This is a genomic window from Rhodoflexus caldus (assembly GCF_021206925.1).
GTDB lineage: Bacteria > Bacteroidota > Bacteroidia > Cytophagales > Thermoflexibacteraceae > Rhodoflexus > Rhodoflexus caldus.
Genome location: NZ_JAJPRF010000006.1, coordinates 58,260 through 75,485 on the forward strand (window position 1 = coordinate 58,260; position 17,226 = coordinate 75,485).

The following is a 17,226-nucleotide window of genomic DNA, read 5'->3' on the forward strand; positions in this document are numbered from 1 at the left end:
ATTATGCGCTATTGGATTGCTTGGGTTCTCCTGCTGCTTAGCAGCCATCTTGCAACTGCACAGAGTAACATACGTACCACGGACAGCATGATTGTCGCAGGTGCCGTTCGTCAGCCTGTGGTTATCACAACCGACCGACTGGCGGCTATGCAGTCCGTTGCTATTCCCGACCTGCAACTCATCAGCCACAGCGGTGCCATGCGCAACAAACTGACCCGACTGCAAGGCATCCCGTTGGTGCAATTGCTCGCCGATGTAGCCATAGATGTGCCTAACCCGAAGTTGCTCAGTGAATATTTCGTTGTACTCATTGCCACCGACGGCTACAAAGTGGTATTTTCGTGGAACGAGCTTTTTAATAACCCGCTGGGACAGTCTGTGTTCGTAGTAACGAGCGAAGGCGGCAAAAGCCTGCGGGAAATGGCTGACCGCCTGCTGGTTATCACCACATCAGATATTCACACCGGCAGACGGCACATCAAGTCGGTAGAAAAAATCATCATTCAACGTTTTGAATAAGCCTTTTATCTGTTTGACCTATGAAAATTACTTATTTCGGACACGCCTGTTTTCTGGTTGAGTTTGGAGGCAAAAAACTCTTGTTTGACCCGTTTATTACTGCCAATCCGCTGGCAAAAGGCATTGACTGGCAACAAATTAAGGCAGATTATATCCTGATTACGCATGGGCATCAAGACCACGTGCTGGATGTGGAAGCCATTGCAAAAAATACCGATGCCACACTGATTTCCAACTTTGAAATTATTACTTGGTTCAGCGAAAAAGGCCTGAAAAAAAGTCATTCCATGAATCATGGCGGGAAGTTCAGTTTTGACTTCGGCAGCGTAAAATACGTCAATGCAGTTCATTCCAGTGCTTTGCCCGATGGCAGCAACGGCGGCAACCCGGGCGGCTTTGTGATTTGGGGCAAAGACGGCTGTTTCTACGCAGCCGGCGACACTGCACTCACCGAAGACATGAAACTCATTCCGCTGACTTGTCCCAAACCCGATGTAGCTATTTTACCCATTGGCGATAATTTCACCATGGGCTATGAAGATGCTGCCATTGCTGCGGATTTTGTACAATGCAATAAAGTAATGGGCATACATTACAATACCTTCCCCCCTATCACCATTGATACGGCAAAAGCACAGGCACATTTTGCTGCCCAAGGCAAAGAACTGCTGCTGCCTGCCATTGGCGAAACAATTTCCGTGTAAGTTGGTATCTATACGCAAACCTGACGGGTTTTAGAAATCCGTCAGGTTTTAAATACCTGTTTTTCAAGAATTTACACAAAAGTATTTTCCCCAACCACTTGCGATTTTGTATATAAGAATTTGCAACGGATAAATCCCTGCACCATTGTTTCATGCTGTTTTGTCCTACTTTTTCCGAAATACCAATGCGCCGAAGGTTTGGTCGTCGCTGATAACTTCGTGGATAACTTCGTACTGCTCGGGCTTGGAAGTAAAATATTCGTAGGTCAGGCTTTCCTTGCGCAGTTCGGGGCGATACGAATAGTGCGAATCCCAAATGAACAGGCTGCCTTTGGGCGCTGCTTTGGCATTTGCATCTGTGATGAACTGCGGGCGTGTTTTAAACTCATAGCGCGTTCTGCCCAAGTAGTAATAGAACATATCGTGATGCAAATAGAGTGGAGGTTCGCCGTTGGCTTGTTCATAATTTTTGTACCACTCGGCCAATCGTTGGCAGGCAGCGTCTTCGCCCGAAAGTTTGATGGGGCGAACGGTAACTAATGCAGAAAGCACCATTAACCCGCTGATTGCCAGCCACTTCTGTTCTTGTTTCAAAGGAATGAGCAGTATGAGAATCCCCAACATGGTCAGTACGAAAGGCCGCCAGTCGCGTTCATCGGTAAAAACCACGTAGTTGTGCTCGTAGGTCATGAACAGGGCTACGACAATCGCCAGACCGCCCATAACATACAGCAACAGGTTTTTAGGTTGAAAATCGTTCCACCATTCTACGGCAAAGGCTGCCATAACCGCACCCAGCGGAGCAATTACCAACAAATAGCGCAAATTACCGCCACCCGAAGGGCCAATTTCTACTGCCTGCCAGTTGAAAATGCAATACATCAGGAAATACAAACCAAAAACCGACCAGACAATCGCATCAGGTTGTTTGAAAAGTTGGTCTATATTGCCGCCCGCTTTTTTGATTTTCATGGTCAGATAAACCACCGTCAGCAGCACTACCGGAGCACCATAGATAGTAATGGACATCAGGAAATAATGATTGAACCCTTTGCGGGGGAAAGCCCCGCCAATTTCGCCGCTCGATTTCAGAATCTGATTGAGCAGGTACAGCGGGTCGCCTGTGATAATCCAGCCCCACACATGTTGCAGCAGCGGAAAAGTGCCCAACAGAAAGGCCGCCACCCACTGCCGACGATAGGCCAGCAGCAAAAAGTACAGTCCGATAAACGGGTAAAACTCCTGACGGATAAATGCCACGTAACTCGCCGCCAACGCAGCCCCCGCCCACTTTTCTTTGAGATGCAGCCATATGGCGAGCGACAGCAGCAGGGCAGTAATAATTTCCGAATAGTTGCGGAAACCCAAGTTGAACCAAAGCGGCTGCAATGCCAAAGCGACAAAAGCCAAAGCAGGAATTTTGCTGCCCAACTTCTCGGCAATGCGGTAGGCCATCAAAGCCGTGAGTGCCGCTACCACACAGTTGAAAAAAGTTACGACACCCGAACCACCCAGTGCAGGCAATGCGTAAATAAGTTTGTAGCCGGGTTTTGCCCAGTTGCTCAAAATAGAGTTAGGGCTGAACCAAAAGCCCCTCATGGAAAGAAAGTGGGCGGCCTCATCTTGCTGATAAAACCCGTTTGCAGTGAACGAATAAGCAAAATAAATGAATGCCAACAGAGTGGTAGCCGTTAGGAGTTGTTGTTTGTTCCACATAGGTTTTTAGTTTTAACCACCTCAAAACCAATAACTTTGCTTGATTACTTTCAGAAAATAGACCACCCCTTTTTTGTCTCTCAGCTCATCAATGTACGCTTGGATGTGGTTGATATCGTCTAACAGTCTTTTTTTACGGGAGCGAAATTTGGCAGCGCTGAAATCGTATTTATAGGTCAGAAAATCGCTGATGATTTTTGCATCATCACTCTGCTGGGTATATTCCCAAAACTCTGTTTGCAGTTGGCTGAGTTGTTTGCGCAATACCTTGCAGTAGCGTTTCAGTTGCTCCTCTACTATGTCAGCCATTTTTTCCATGCCTTGCGAGTTGTGTTCCAATTGCAGGCGCATCAATTCGTAGAGGTCGTTGCGCTCATATGCCTGCGTTACTTTTTTCATCAGTTCGGTTTTTTCCTCGCGCACCTTCGGGTCGGATTCAAGGTCGGGATGCAGGGCTTTGGCCAGCGAGGTATAGATGCTGCGCACATCCTTGGCTTCCATTTGCGCCTCTTCTTTCATGCGCTTTTGGCGGGCTGTTTCTTTTTTGCTGCTCTTCTGCTCCGGCTCATCCCAATTACCGCCAAACGGATTTCCCGCCATGCGCTCGTGCATTCGCTCAAAAAAAGCCTCCGTTTTCTCTTCCGCATCTTCATCGTTGGGATTGAAACCAAACAGTTTTTCAAACAACTGATTGGCCATTTGCTCCCGTTCCTCCCGAAAAGCCATATCCTCTTCGGTTTCGTACTTTTCCAGCAATGAATCTACAAATTCATCGTCCAACACTTCCGACAACTGCTCGGCTTCATTGAGAATGAAAGCGGCCAGCGTTTTCTTTTGCCCTTTGGTAAGCGACATGGTATCGTGTATCTCATCCAATCGGTGAAGCCATGCCAATTGTTTTTCCTTTAACTCGGCAAACAGCGGCGCCAATTCGGTGAGGACTTTATCACGGGTTTTCTGCACAACAGCCTTCACACGCTCCATTTCGCGTTTGGTCTGCTCAATGGACTGCACCAAGCGATTAAATTCGCGTTGTGTGGCGTTGAGTGCTTTATCGTTGCCGGGTTGAATGCTGAGAATTATTTCGCGGGAATCTGCCTGAGGCTCATCTGCGATTTGCTGATTAACTGCTTTGGTCTTTCTGGGCATCGCTTTTTATTTCTTCAAAACTACAACTTTTATGGGGACATCCTGCAATGGCCAATAGCCCTCGTCGGTTTCCAGCGATGCAATTTTGTCCACTATCTCCATACCGTCAATCACTTCGCCGAATACGGTATGTTCGCCGTCCAAATGGGGAGCTCCGGCCGCTTTGGCATATGCTGCACGCTGTGCGGGTGTTACTTTGAAGTTGTTTTCTCGTGCGGTGGCCTCCAATTCGGCTGCCGTATAGCGCACCCCTTGTACTATGTAAAAATCGTGTGAGGCAGAGCGTTTAGCAGGATTGTCCTTGTATTCCCGCGCCATTGCCAATGCCCCGCGCACGTGCAGATGCTTCTCACTGATTTCCGAAGGGATGGTGTACTTGCCAATATTCATTACGGGCTTTTCGGAACCGCCCCCCTGAATCATAAAACCTTTGATGACTCGGTAAAATTCGGTTTTATCAAAGTAGCCCATTTTGGCAAGGCGAATAAAATTGGCGCGATGCAACGGCGTATCATCGTACAGCCTCAGGCGAATATTACCCATTGGTGTTTGTATTTCTACCTCATTTTCAGGGTTTTCTGCGCCGTATCGGGTGAGTTCTGCCACTACGTTTTGCTCGTTCAGTTCAGGGAAAATAGGAGCAGCGGTTTTGGCTTTGCCCGATTTTTCGGCCTGCCGTTGCGCCACCGCGCGACGCTCCGCAGGGCTTTTGCTCTCACAGGCCGCCAACAAACCTGCAACCAGTGCCCAATAAATCAGTCGGTTCATACTGCTTTCTTTTAAATGCCAAATTTATCCCAATTTTTGGCTTGCCGAAATACAAGTCGGGCTACTCCTTCCAATGCTCCAAAGAAGCAATCAGCTCAGAAAGTTGTTGCTTGTTCAACAACGACACGCTTACGGGAGGATAAGGCAACAAAGAAAACCGCTCGTGGATTAGTAAAATCAGCACTTTGCTCAGGCCGTAGTTGTAGCTGTTCAGTTCGTAGTCCCTGAACTCATCTTTGCGAATTTCAATAATTTTACCGATTCGCTTTACAAAAGGAAAGGGCAACAAATTGTAGAAATGCAGCCTGATAACCTGATTATCATTTTCGTAGCGGATGTAGGCAGGCTTTACGATGAAAAAAATACCGGTAATAAAAATGACAATGGCAAAAATCAGGATGCGAAAGGCCGGCAGACTCATACCGAGCGACTCCCGAAAAAAGATAAGCACCAGCGGAAAAAGGAAGGCCAACGCTGCTACCAAATAAAAACGGCGCACCTGACTGATGTTATCTATAAATGTATGCATCTGTTGGGCTTTTCGTTCCGGATAATTTCAAAATTAAGCAATAAATTGTCAAACACTTATAACGCAAGCTAAAATGGCACAACTCCCCGAAAAACCAACCCTTGCTGATTATCAGGCATATATGGAGCAAGTCTGCGAAGAACGCGGCTGGGCAAAAAATACGGCACTGGAACTTTTCCTGCTTTTTTCCGAAGAAGTGGGCGAACTGGCCAAAGCCATCCGCCGCCATCATCAACTCTACATAGAACCCGCCAAAGCACATAAACAGCCCAACTTGGCCGAGGAGTTTGCAGATGTGTTCGGCTATTTATTAGATTTAGCCAACCATTTCGGAATAGACCTTGAAAAGGCTTTCCGCGACAAAGAAGTTATTAACAGCCAACGAACTTGGAACTAACCCATGAACACCAACCTACGCATCCGCCTTTCTGCCATGATGTTCCTCCAATTTTTTGTATGGGGGGCATGGTACGGTCAAATGAGCAAGTATATGTTTACCCAACTCAACGCTACGGGCGCACAGGTGGGTAGTGCCTATGCTGCTTTTTCCATTGCAATGATTGCCGCTCCTTTTTTCATCGGTATGATTGCCGACCGATATTTTGCCGCCCAAAAGGTATTGGGCGTGCTGAATTTGTTGGGTGCGGGGTTGCTATTCTGGCTGACGCAAATCGGTGATGCCGATAATTTCTACTGGGTTATGCTGGCCTATTGCCTCACCTTTGCCCCCACCATTTCATTGGTTAATGCCATTGCCATGCGGCATATCAGCAACCCCGAGCGCGATTTTCCCGGGCTGCGTGTGCTGGGCACCATCTCGTGGATAGCTGTTACCAACTTGATTGGTTTCTGGGGTTTAGGCGATAAAGTAGCTATCTTCCAGATTGCAATGGCGGCGGCAGTGGTGCAAGGGCTCTTTGCCTTCCTTTTACCCGACACCCCTCCCAAAGCTACGGATGAAGTGAGTTTTGCCAAAATACTCGGTGCAGATGCATTCGTGCTGCTCCGCGACCGTTCTTATCTGATGTTCTTTATTGCTTCCATTCTCATCTGTATTCCGCTATCTTTTTACTATGCAATGGCTAACCCCGCACTGACCGATGCAGGCATGACTAATGTGGAAAACAAAATGTCGCTGGGGCAGGCTTCCGAAGTACTGTTTATGCTGCTTATCCCGCTGGCGTTTGCGCGGTTGGGAGTTAAATGGATGCTTATGGTGGGGCTGATTGCATGGATTGTGCGGTTCGTATGCTTTGCTTATGGCGATGCAGGCACGGGCGAATGGCTGTTTCTGGTAGCTATTCTGCTGCACGGCGTTTGTTTTGACTTTTTCTTTGTAACAGGACAGATTTATACCGATGCCAAAGCAGGCGATGCCATTAAGTCGCAGGCACAGGGGCTTATTTCGCTGGCCACTTACGGTGTAGGCATGTACATTGGCTCGCTGCTGTCCGGCAAAATCACCGACCTTTACACCACCAATGGTGTAAAAGACTGGGCAAGCATCTGGCTTGTTCCCGCAGGTATTGCCGCTGTGGTGCTGGTGTTCTTTGTACTGCTTTTCAAAGAAAAATCCGACCAAAACCGAACGCGGGTAAGTAAGGGGGCAAGTTTAAGCACACCTACCTAATATTTACCACAAGTGCACAAGAACACAAAAATCTTATGTATTTGCTATTTGTGTTCTTATGGTGGATTAAACGTCAAGTAATGTAGTGGGATATAATTTGCTCGCCTGATTAAATGACGGGGCTATGCTGACTGTTGCTCCGAAATCCCCAATCCGATATGCTTAACTATCGTTTCTCAATGATTAGTACAAAAGTGCCGTTTCGGCGGTAGAGTTTGGGCTCATCTTTGGGCGGATAGTACTTGTACACAATTTCCATCGGTTCGGTTACAATGTCCGTATTAAGGCTGCTCATCAAGGCCCCCTCGGGCTTTACGCCACTCGTATCTATTTGGCTGCCAAATACTTTTTTCAGAAAAGCCTTCCAGCCGTTGAGTGTTTTGAGTTGTGGTTTTTGAGCCGAAGCCAACCGATTGGCAAAGGCAAAATACAGGTAATAGCCCAGCGTACCGGCCAAAAGCCCCTTTAAATCTTTGGTTTTGTGCAACTTCAACGGAATTTGCAAATCAATGCAGTGCACCATTGTACCACCCGGTTTGAGCATTTGTTCCATGTGGCGGAATACATCTGCCATTGCCTCCGCAGGCACGTGCTCTAAGGTGGATACCGTAAAAATCAGGTCGTAGTAATTCAACGGAATTTGAGTGGAAGCAAAATTTCCCGCACGGTCAAAAATATAGCGCACGTCGGGATTGCGTTGCAGCAGGGTTTCGCGTTCGCCCCAACGGCTCCACATCTCCGCCTCGCCGCTTTCTACGCCGAAATCGTCTATCACGTGCACCTCGCAGCCGAATTGTGTGGCTATGTGTTGCGGCAAATCGCTGTAAGCACCGCCGATTTCCACCACCTTCATACCGGGCTTCAATTGGCAGTTTTCCAATATAAACGGCCGATTATGCCCTTTAATGCCCCAGTCGGCGAAAGGAACGCCCTTGCGGTGCATTTCCATCAGTTCGGTAACAGTACCCCAGCGAAGCTCTTTCAGATACAACATAAAAGCGTGTGCCCATTCGTTTGCGGCAGCAAAAGTAGCCGAAATCTTTACGATTGCTGATTATTTTTCAACTTATTCAAGTATGCACCCAATTGCTCAATCAGGTGGTTAGAAATACCGATGTCTTCGCGGTTTTCTTCAAAATAGCCGCGAGCGGTTTGTACATAGTCTAGAAAACCCTGCCTGTCCTTTTGTACGATGAGTTGATAAAGCGCTTCCACTTCGCGACGGAAAATATCCAACACCTTGGGTACAAACTCGTTATACATCTGAATATCGGCATACAGCCCCGCATCCTGCAACACATAGCGCGAAAAGAAGATGAGAAAAATCCGATACGGAGGCGATGCTACGTCGCGGATGATGCCTAACTGATTGCCCAGCGTGTTGAGCGTTTTGGCACTGGCAAATACATTGAAATGGTTCAACCCCTGCACCACACCCATGACCTCGTCGTGGTGCAGATAGTCCATATCAAAGCAGCGGGCTTGGTGCGCGGTAAACAATTGACGCAATTCGGTTTCCCATGCATTGCTGCCGTTCAGGTAATTAAACAAAACAACCTGCCCTTTCAGATGCCGCAACATGGGGCTGAACATGGGATGAACGGACAAAAAATCTGCCTGCACTTCGGGATGCTGTGCCTGTAACTTCTTGTAATGGTCTATGATAAACTTTTTGACGCTGCAAACTTCCACGATGGTTTTACCGTTGGCATAGGGGTAGATTTCGCCTAAAACGGCGCACATTGCACCTATGGGAACAGCCACAAAAATTACGTCCGCCCATTCGGATAAACTGCGGTTATCTGCTACTTGCGAGTGCTCATCGGCAGAGCTGAACAAAACCGGATAGCCGTTTTCTGCAAAAAATTTAACTAACCAACTTCCCAAGCCACGGCTTCCGCCAATCACTCCAATTTTTTTTATGCGCAAATCTTGCATTTGATAATATTTTGCTTACATTGTGCAACAATAGTTGTCAGCTAAGGCAAACAAACCTACGGTACTTTATTTTTCTTACTTCTCTGTTTAACTTCTTACACAATGCTAAACGTATCGTCTATACCTTTTTTCCAAGGTAAAGCTACAACCATTTCCATCCTCACCGAAATTAATTGCATTTTCTGTGTTACCAAAGGATTTCAACCCTCTGCTATTTACAGGGAGCAAGCCCTGAAACAATTGGACGCCTTCATGCAGTACAATGCGCACGGCATTATTTGGGACTTACGCGATGCCGAAGTAATTGCCAAAGAAGACCAAGATTGGACAGTGAACGAATGGCAGCCCAAAGCGCTTGCATTAGGCTATCGCCGCGGAGCTATTATCGTCCCTGAAAATGTGTTCGGGCAACTCTCCGTTAAAAAGGTAATCAGCCAAGTACAGTCTGCTAAGGCAGGAGAAGACCTTGAAATTCAGTACTTTTCCAATGCTCCTGCTGCCTACGAATGGATGAAAACTGAATTGGCTGTATTCGCATAATGCTTTGCGGCTTGGCGTAGTGGTGGATTTTTAGTACGAAAGTTCAATCAAAGCATTGCACCCGCCATTACGCCGAACCGCTGTTATAAGCCGTTTTTCTATTTGTCATTTGTGTCAATCAGTTCAAAAATCAATTCTGCCAAAATCTTTACATCACTTTCAATTGTTCCTTTCATATATCGTTCGTAAACATTTTTGTTGTCCGGAGGGTTAAGGTTGAGTATCAAGCCTTTTTCTAATGCCAAGAGTCTTAGAAACTCTCTTTGTGTTCGTCCGTTTCCTTCTCTGAACGGGTGCAAGTAGTTTACGTTATCTAAAATTTCCGCCAATTTCTCAGCTAACCTTCTTTTGTTTTCTTTCGGAATTTTCTTGAAATCGGCAATTAGTTGGTCAATGTATCTAAAAGCGTTGTTAAAATGCGAAGTAGGGAAAAATTGCTTACCATCTTTGCTAATTTCAACTGTCCGCTTTTTGCCTGCCCAAGCGTAAATCTCTTGAAATAAATGTCTGTGAATTTCAAAAAGGGTGTCTATGCCTTTGATTTTTATTGGCTTTTCGTAAAGCTCTTGTAGTCGTTTTGTTACCGCACTGCTCTCAACAAAAAGCAATACATCAGGGTCGGTTATATCCTGTAAATTTCTTAAAAGTCCTGTTTGGGGATCAGTGTAGGTGAAGTCAGGGTCTATGTATTTATAGGAATTAGACATAGGCTTTTTGTTTGGCCAATGCAACAAGTTCAGTTAGCGTAATTTTTCCGGTTACATAGTCCCTTATAATTTCTATGCCTTTGGGTGTAGGTTCAAATCCTTCAAACATATTGCTCCCCAAAGCGTTTGCAGTACTTTCAAGTGTTTTCAAGTCTGAAAACTTAACCCCCATTATTGTTAGGTTATTTCTGTCTATTTCTATCGTATTAAACATATTTTCCAGCCGTAAATGCTTTTTAAATTTACAATTTTTTAGGTCAAACCGTCTGTTTTCTGTCGCTTTAAATGGCTTATAACCTTCCACTGTGCAACTAACCTGCGATGGCACCGGCAACGGCAGCCGTCATCAAACAAGCTAAGCTGGCTCCCAACAGTGCGCGGAAACCTAATTTGGACAAATTCCCCTGCTGATTGGGGGCCATGCTTCCGATACCGCCAATCTGAATGGCAATGGAACTGAAATTGGAAAAGCCGCACAAAGCAAAGGTTGCAATCAGAATGGATTTGGGGCTGATGCTGCCGGCAGCTTTCATTTCCGCCAAACCCAAGTAAGCCACAAACTCATTGATGGCCGTTTTTTGACCCAAAAGACTGCCTACCTGCAAGGTGTCTTTCCACTCCACGCCAATGGCAAAAGCCACCAAACGGAACATCTGCCCGAGGATATATTCCAACGAAAAACCTTTGAACTGCCCGCCGGTAGATTCAACTACCAGTGTATTCAGCCCCAGCCACTCGCCAACCATATCTTTGAGGATGTAGTTTACCATGGCGATAAGCGCAATGAATGCAAGCAACATGCCGCCAATATTCAGCGCTAATTTCAGGCCGTCGGCTGCACCGTTGGAAAGCGCATCTATCAAGTTTACACCCAGATTTTCCTTGTTTACTTTCAGTTCGCGGTCAATTTTATCGGCTTCGGTTTCAGGAACAAGCATTTTGGCAAATACAATACCTGCCGGAGCGTTCATCAGCGATGCGCTGAGCAGATGTGCCGCATATACAGCCTTTTGTGCGGGGTCATCGCCGCCCAAAAATGCCACATAGGCCGCCAATACGCCGCCTGCAATGGTTGCCATGCCGCCCGTCATCAGGCACATCAGTTCCGAATAGGTCATGCGGGAAACGAACGGACGCACCAACAAAGGGGCTTCGGTTTGCCCCAGAAAGATATTGCCGGCAGCGGCCAAACTTTCCGCTCCCGAGAGGCGCATGGTGCGTGCCATCAGCCAAGCAATACCATATACGATTTTTTGCAAAATGCCCAAGTAATACAACCCCGCCGATACGGTGGAGAAGAAAATGACCGTGGGCAGAATCTGAAAGGCAAAAATAACCCCAAGAGATTTTTCACCATTGGCAGTAGCCAAATCGGCAAAGAGGAACTGTGCTCCCGCCTGAGAAAAGCCCAAAAAAGTTACAAAACCGCGGCTGAGGGCATTAAAACCATCGGCAACAAAGCCTACTTTCATCACTAACAGGCCAAAGATGATTTGTAGAACTACGCCCGTAGCTACCAGCCGCCAGTCTATTGCCCGCCTGTTGGCAGAAAACAAAAAACCGATGCTCAATAATACGGCAATGCCCGCAAAGCCGCGCAGATAGTCTTCCATGACAAAAAAGTTTTCAGATTAAAAAATTACAACGGAATATTGCCGTGTTTTTTACGCGGCAGCGAAACCGCTTTGTTTTGCAACATTTCAAAAGCCGTAATCAGTTTTTGACGGGTTTGGTGCGGCTCAATTACCTCATCAATAAAGCCGCGATGTGCCGCACGCCAAGGGTTCGCAAATTTATGGTTGTATTCTGCCTCTTTTTCTTTCAGCGCTGCCTCCGGGTCTGTGGCTTCGCTGATTTCTTTGCGGAAGATAATCTCGGCGGCACCTTTTGCACCCATCACGGCGATTTCTGCCGTCGGCCAAGCATAATTCATGTCTGCCCCGATGTGCTTGGAATTCATCACATCGTACGCACCGCCGTATGCTTTGCGTGTAATCACGGTTACGCGCGGCACAGTGGCTTCGCAGAAGGCATAGAGCAGTTTTGCTCCGTGCGTGATGATGCCGTGCCACTCTTGGTCGGTGCCGGGGAGGAAGCCCGGAACATCTTCAAACACCAAGAGCGGGATATTAAACGAATCGCAGAAGCGCACAAAACGCGCTGCCTTGATGCTTGCGTTGATGTCCAGCACGCCTGCCAGCACAGCGGGCTGATTGGCTACAATGCCGATGCTGCGGCCTGCCAAACGCGCAAAACCCACCACAATGTTTTCGGCAAAATTTTTATGTACTTCCAGAAAACCGTTTTCGCCTTCATCAATCACACCAAAAATTACCTCGCGGATGTCGTAGGGCTGATTCGGGTTGTCGGGAACAATGTTATCCAATTCGGGGCGGGTTTCGTCCGATGGTGTATAGGGCAGCATCGGAGGCTCCTCTTCGCAGTTTTGCGGAATATAGCTCAGTAATTTTTTCAGGTGATTGATGCACTCCACTTCGTTGGCACAGGCAAAGTGTGCCACGCCGCTTTTGGCGCTGTGGGTGCTTGCGCCGCCGAGTTCTTCGGAAGTTACTTCCTCATGCGTAACGGTTTTAACAACGTTGGGGCCTGTTACGAACATGTAAGAAGTGTTTTCTACCATCATGATAAAGTCCGTGATGGCAGGTGAGTAAACCGCACCGCCTGCGCATGGCCCCATAATGGCAGACAATTGCGGGATAACGCCCGAAGCAAGCGTATTGCGATAAAAAATATCGGCATAGCCGCCCAGCGACATAACGCCTTCCTGAATACGCGCCCCCCCCGAATCGTTCAAGCCAATAACGGGCGCACCGTTTTTCATGGCCAAATCCATGATTTTGCAAATCTTCTCGGCGTGTGTTTCGGAAAGCGAGCCGCCGAAAACCGTAAAATCTTGCGAGAATACGTACACCAAACGTCCGTTTACTTTGCCGTAGCCGGTAACTACACCATCGCCGAGGTAGTATTCCTTGTCTAAGCCGAAATCTTTGCAGCGGTGCATCACAAACTTGCCGATTTCCTCAAAAGTGCCGGGGTCGAGCAGCAGGTCTATGCGCTCGCGGGCTGTGAGTTTGCCTTTTTTGTGTTGCGCATCAATACGATTTTGTCCGCCACCCAACAGGGCTTCGCGGTTTTTACGCAGCAATTCCGCTGATTTTTCGGCTTTCGTCATAGGTCTGTTACTATTTTGATTGGCTCTGATATATCTTTTTCGGGATGTGCAAATTGCAGATTTTTTCGCACACTCGGGTCGCCAAAGTTATATCATTTTGCCTTTATCATCACGTATTTCGGGCAATGGCACGGAAAACCGCAGCCGAACTTTTCACCGCCTTCAGAAGTGTGTAAATCCTGCCAAATGGCTATCAACTTGTAATTTTCCTACACCGAATAGTACTTTTTTCACCCGTTATATACTTTTTCCCGCAAACTGACGTTAAGAATGGGTAAGAAAAGTGTAATTTTCATGTACAAAGCAAAGTTTTGCAAGTTTGAAACCATATACAACCTATTCCGATTACACCAAATATCTTTATGCTGACAGTCAGTACATAATGCACGTATTTTGTTAATTATTCGGGACAGCTACAGGCTGTACGTTCAACAGGCACTCCTATGGTACAACCAATACAACCCTACCTTGCACGCCGCAAACAGCTATGGATACACCACTTTTTTTCGCTTGTGTTACTAACGGTAATATTCGTAATAGGCAGCGTTGCGGAGGTATATGCGCAGAGTTGTTCATGTACTTTTACCAGTCGCCCGACAGGTGGCAGTAATCCGGCTGTACGCGAATGGACAGATGCAGGCACATGGACTACCTCAGGTGGAGCAGGCTGCGTAGGCAAAACCCTTCCCGGGCCTAATGACTGCGTGGTTATCAACAGTAATGTACGGTTGAGTTCAGGAACTGTAAATGTTTTGGGAGTTATCAACAATTCTACACTAACCGTTACAGGTGCAAATACTCGCTTAAATGTCGGCCCTATTGGCGCACCGAATAATAAAGTATATTTTATCAGTGGTAATAGCAGTACTCTTTCGGTTATTAACGCTGCCATTGTAGATGTTTGGGGTGGATGGGCAAGTGCAAACAATGGTAATACAAGTGCTGTTGGCGGTACGGCAGGATTTTTTAATGTAAGAAACTGTGGTACTGTTGGTGGCAATCCCAGCCTTTTTGATAACAGAGGAACGTGTGATAATATAAATTCCCCCCTTTCAAATCCGGGAACACTGATTTATTGTATAACCTGCGCGGCCTGTGCAGGTAGTTCCACACAGCGGCAAAGTGCAGCCCCTCCGGGGGGGCAACCCGGGTGCAATGCCATTGTAACTCCTCTCCCCATCACCTTAGTCAGTTTTGAGGCCTTTGTGCAGCAGCAGGAAGGCAGCAGTGAGCCGTATGTAGCCCTGCGTTGGACAACTGCCCGCGAAATAGACAACGATTTCTTCACCATTGAGCGCTCTGCGGACGGGGAAAACTTCACCGAAATACAACGCATACGTGGTGCGGGCAACAGCGATGCTGTGATTTCCTACGGCATTGCCGATACTGCGCCTCTGCACGGCATCAGCTATTACCGCCTCAAACAAACCGACTTTGACGGCACTTTTACATACAGCAAAATAGTTTCCGTACAGGTAAACCTGAGTCTGGCAAGTCGCTTGTCGGTATATCCCAACCCTAACAAAGGCAATGGCTTTTTCCTGAATATGAAAAGCGAAGAAGTAAAATCGCTTGCCATCTACGACCTTTCAGGGCGCTTGCAGGCATTTTGCACCGACTTTGAACTTACCTCGCAAGGTCTACAACATGTTACTGCCACCCGCCTCAGCAAAGGCAGCTATCTGGTCAAAGTCTTGTTCGCCGATGGGCAAACGGCTGTCAGAAAGTTGATGGTGCAGTAAGTAATGAATCCGCCGGTAGGAATATTTAAAAAAAACGCTGTGCCGGCAGTTTCACTTACTGATACCGTCCAACAGTGCAGCAAACTGACCTGTCAGGCGGCGATTGGTATATTGCGCTACGGCTGCCTCGTTGGTAGTGGCGGGCAGGTTTCCGTATTGTTTGTAGGCATTGTAGAAGTAGCGCAGTGCAGCCTTTATCCCTTCTTTGTCTTCATGTGCTACGCAACGGCCGGCCTCGCATTGCTGCAAAATATGGTCGGTGTCGCTGCCTGTATTGCCGATGCCCAACACGGGGCGTTTGGCTGCCAAATATTCAAACAATTTGCCCGGAATGCGTCCCTGTGCGTTGTCGGCCTTGTTCAAAATCAAAAGCAGCGCCTGCGAGTTTACCAAGCGTTTTAAAGACTCTGCGCGACTCACGGCAGGCAGTATTTCTGTCATATCTTGCACCTTGTAGCGTGCAATTGCCTCATGCACAGAGGCATCCAATTGCCCAAAAAGCCGCAATGAAAACACCTGTCGGAACTCGGGGCTTTCCTGTGCCATTTCTGCCATGGCGGCAAAGAGTTGCTCGGGGTTGCGGTCTTCGCCAATCAGCCCCGCATGAGTGAGGGTCAGTTTCCAGTCGGGGGCGTAGTTCAAGCCTTTAAAATCGTCTTCGTCGTAGCCCCAAGGAATCACGTGTACGTTCTTTGCCCCGATGCTTTCCAAATCGCGTTTCCAAGTGGGGCTGACAATGGTTGTAACGTTAGCCGTTCGGAAAGCCTCTTGCTCCATGCGGCGGTGTTTGGCATCTGCCCATGGGGTCAGGATGAGCCGTTGGTAGTAGTCCACCTGAGTCCACGGGTCTTGGAAGTCGGCAAGCCAAGGCAGCCCCGTTGCCTGTCGGATTTTACAGGCAATTACGGTGTTCGTATGCGGCGGCCCGTCGGAGAGGATAGCATCTACGCGATTGGTTTTCAGCCAATTGAGCAGAAACTTTACCGAAGGTTTAATCCACATTGCCCGCGCATCGGGAATGAAAAAGTTGCTGCGAATGAATACCGAAAGTTTGTATTTCCAATCGGTGCGCCCTGCGGCTACCAAGTCGTTATTGACGTTGGCATCGGCAGGCTTGCCCAAAAATTTCTTATAGTAGGCATACGGCTCAAAAATCGGGTGTTTGAGCACCGTCATACCCGTCGGAATATCTTTGAAATTGCTTTCGTCCAACGAGGGGTAGTGCGCATTGGCAGCGGTGTAAACGACAGGCTCCCAGCCGTAGTGGCGCAAGTATTTGGCAATTTTCAGGCAACGCAATACGCCAATGCCGCCGCTGGGAGGCCAGTAATAGGAAATTATCAGTACTTTTTTCATTGCTTGGCAAAAATACGCCGCAATTCGTCTTTTACGCGCTCCATGCCTTCGCTTGCTTTGCCTTCCAAAGCATTAAAACCAAGGCGCGGACTTATATAAGGAATTTTGGTATCTACAACAAATTTGGGAATAGCGTCGCGGGTTTCCTCAATCAAGCCCGCAGCAGGGTAAACTTGCAAGGAAGTACCCACTACAATAAAAGCATCTGCCGATGCTACAATTTCCGCCGCCGTTTCAATCAGTGGGACGGCTTCGCCAAACCAAACGATGTGAGGGCGCAACTGCGAACCCAACGGGCATTTATCACCCAATTTGATGTCTTCTTTGATGTCAAAAACAAGCGATTCATCCTTTGAACTACGCATTTTAAACAGGCTGCCGTGCAGGTGGATAACGTTTTTGCTGCCTGCCCGCTCGTGCAAATCGTCCACATTTTGCGTAACGACGGTAACGTCAAAATCTTCTTGCAGTTCTGCCAGCACATAATGGGCACGGTTAGGCTGTGCTTTTTGAGCATCTTTACGGCGCATGTTGTAAAAATCCAGCACCAATTGCGGGTTTTTGCGCCAGCCTTCGGGCGAGGCAACGTCTTCAATGCGGTAATTGTTCCAAAGACCATTGAAATCGCGGAAGGTCGGAATACCGCTTTCTGCGCTGATGCCCGCACCGGACAAAACAACTAAACGAGGAAGCATAGTGATTTGGGATTTGCGATTTTGGATTGGGGATTTATAA

Annotated in this window: 18 protein-coding genes; 6 read left to right on the plus strand and 12 right to left on the minus strand. The window is 47.6% G+C overall.

Going from position 1 to position 17,226, the window contains the following annotated elements:
- Nucleotides 1-3 precede the first annotated feature (3 nt).
- Together NDK19_RS08890 and NDK19_RS08895 are read left to right on the plus strand one after the other, a co-directional pair.
- Entirely contained in the window at nucleotides 4-519 is a 516-nt protein-coding gene (locus NDK19_RS08890; protein WP_250631522.1) for a hypothetical protein, read from the plus strand.
- 20 nt (nucleotides 520-539) lie between these two features.
- The gene (locus NDK19_RS08895; protein ID WP_250631523.1) at nucleotides 540-1,223 is read left to right on the plus strand and encodes a metal-dependent hydrolase; all 684 of its coding nucleotides are present in this window, start codon (nucleotides 540-542) and stop codon (nucleotides 1,221-1,223) included.
- Nucleotides 1,224-1,388: 165 nt separating this feature from the next.
- Here NDK19_RS08895 and NDK19_RS08900 read toward each other — a convergent pair whose 3' ends face one another.
- From NDK19_RS08900 to NDK19_RS08915, 4 genes are all read right to left on the minus strand, one after another.
- Nucleotides 1,389-2,939, minus strand: coding sequence for a DUF2029 domain-containing protein (locus NDK19_RS08900; RefSeq protein ID WP_250631524.1), 1,551 nt, complete (start codon nucleotides 2,937-2,939; stop codon nucleotides 1,389-1,391).
- A 21-nt stretch (nucleotides 2,940-2,960) separates the two neighbouring features.
- The gene (locus NDK19_RS08905) at nucleotides 2,961-4,088 is read right to left on the minus strand and encodes a hypothetical protein (RefSeq protein ID WP_250631525.1); all 1,128 of its coding nucleotides are present in this window, start codon (nucleotides 4,086-4,088) and stop codon (nucleotides 2,961-2,963) included.
- A 6-nt stretch (nucleotides 4,089-4,094) separates the two neighbouring features.
- Entirely contained in the window at nucleotides 4,095-4,856 is a 762-nt protein-coding gene (locus NDK19_RS08910; protein ID WP_250631526.1) for a peptidylprolyl isomerase, read from the minus strand.
- 61 nt (nucleotides 4,857-4,917) lie between these two features.
- Complete coding sequence (locus NDK19_RS08915; RefSeq protein WP_250631527.1) at nucleotides 4,918-5,385, minus strand: hypothetical protein; 468 nt, start codon at nucleotides 5,383-5,385, stop codon at nucleotides 4,918-4,920.
- A gap of 73 nt (nucleotides 5,386-5,458) precedes the next feature.
- Between NDK19_RS08915 and NDK19_RS08920 the strand changes: the two genes are divergently transcribed.
- Nucleotides 5,459-5,782 (plus strand): MazG nucleotide pyrophosphohydrolase domain-containing protein, encoded by a 324-nt coding sequence (locus NDK19_RS08920; protein WP_250631528.1) that lies wholly within the window; start codon nucleotides 5,459-5,461, stop codon nucleotides 5,780-5,782.
- A 3-nt stretch (nucleotides 5,783-5,785) separates the two neighbouring features.
- Entirely contained in the window at nucleotides 5,786-7,015 is a 1,230-nt protein-coding gene (locus NDK19_RS08925; RefSeq protein WP_250631529.1) for a nucleoside permease, read from the plus strand.
- Nucleotides 7,016-7,181: 166 nt separating this feature from the next.
- Here NDK19_RS08925 and NDK19_RS08930 read toward each other — a convergent pair whose 3' ends face one another.
- Both NDK19_RS08930 and NDK19_RS08935 read right to left on the minus strand, forming a co-directional pair.
- Nucleotides 7,182-8,009, minus strand: a complete 828-nt coding sequence (locus NDK19_RS08930) for a class I SAM-dependent methyltransferase (RefSeq protein WP_250631530.1) — start codon at nucleotides 8,007-8,009, stop codon at nucleotides 7,182-7,184.
- A gap of 47 nt (nucleotides 8,010-8,056) precedes the next feature.
- On the minus strand, nucleotides 8,057-8,944 hold the full coding sequence (locus NDK19_RS08935; protein ID WP_250631531.1) for a prephenate dehydrogenase/arogenate dehydrogenase family protein: 888 nt from the start codon (nucleotides 8,942-8,944) through the stop codon (nucleotides 8,057-8,059).
- A gap of 111 nt (nucleotides 8,945-9,055) precedes the next feature.
- Here NDK19_RS08935 and NDK19_RS08940 point away from each other — a divergent pair, with 111 nt between their 5' ends.
- Nucleotides 9,056-9,493 (plus strand): hypothetical protein, encoded by a 438-nt coding sequence (locus NDK19_RS08940; protein ID WP_250631532.1) that lies wholly within the window; start codon nucleotides 9,056-9,058, stop codon nucleotides 9,491-9,493.
- A gap of 98 nt (nucleotides 9,494-9,591) precedes the next feature.
- On the opposite strand, the gene NDK19_RS08945 is transcribed toward NDK19_RS08940, so the two are convergent.
- The 4 genes from NDK19_RS08945 to NDK19_RS08960 are packed head-to-tail and all read right to left on the minus strand — an operon-like array spanning nucleotide 9,592 to nucleotide 13,393.
- A complete protein-coding gene (locus tag NDK19_RS08945) occupies nucleotides 9,592-10,200 on the minus strand; it encodes a Fic/DOC family protein (RefSeq protein ID WP_250631533.1) in 609 nt (202 codons plus the stop codon).
- Complete coding sequence (locus tag NDK19_RS16960; protein WP_250631534.1) at nucleotides 10,193-10,504, minus strand: antitoxin VbhA family protein; 312 nt, start codon at nucleotides 10,502-10,504, stop codon at nucleotides 10,193-10,195. Before NDK19_RS16960 ends, NDK19_RS08945 begins: the two co-directional genes overlap by 8 nt.
- A 7-nt stretch (nucleotides 10,505-10,511) precedes the next feature.
- Entirely contained in the window at nucleotides 10,512-11,813 is a 1,302-nt protein-coding gene (locus tag NDK19_RS08955; RefSeq protein WP_250631535.1) for a NupC/NupG family nucleoside CNT transporter, read from the minus strand.
- Between the two features lie 26 nt (nucleotides 11,814-11,839).
- Nucleotides 11,840-13,393, minus strand: coding sequence for an acyl-CoA carboxylase subunit beta (locus NDK19_RS08960; RefSeq protein ID WP_250631536.1), 1,554 nt, complete (start codon nucleotides 13,391-13,393; stop codon nucleotides 11,840-11,842).
- Nucleotides 13,394-13,836: 443 nt separating this feature from the next.
- Between NDK19_RS08960 and NDK19_RS08965 the strand changes: the two genes are divergently transcribed.
- On the plus strand, nucleotides 13,837-15,135 hold the full coding sequence (locus NDK19_RS08965; RefSeq protein ID WP_250631537.1) for a T9SS type A sorting domain-containing protein: 1,299 nt from the start codon (nucleotides 13,837-13,839) through the stop codon (nucleotides 15,133-15,135).
- Between the two features lie 51 nt (nucleotides 15,136-15,186).
- On the opposite strand, the gene NDK19_RS08970 is transcribed toward NDK19_RS08965, so the two are convergent.
- Together NDK19_RS08970 and NDK19_RS08975 are read right to left on the minus strand one after the other, a co-directional pair.
- The gene (locus tag NDK19_RS08970) at nucleotides 15,187-16,491 is read right to left on the minus strand and encodes a glycosyltransferase (RefSeq protein ID WP_250631538.1); all 1,305 of its coding nucleotides are present in this window, start codon (nucleotides 16,489-16,491) and stop codon (nucleotides 15,187-15,189) included.
- A complete protein-coding gene (locus NDK19_RS08975) occupies nucleotides 16,488-17,186 on the minus strand; it encodes an SIR2 family NAD-dependent protein deacylase (protein ID WP_250631539.1) in 699 nt (232 codons plus the stop codon). The genes NDK19_RS08970 and NDK19_RS08975 overlap by 4 nt, the downstream gene beginning before the upstream one ends.
- Nucleotides 17,187-17,226: the final 40 nt, after the last annotated feature.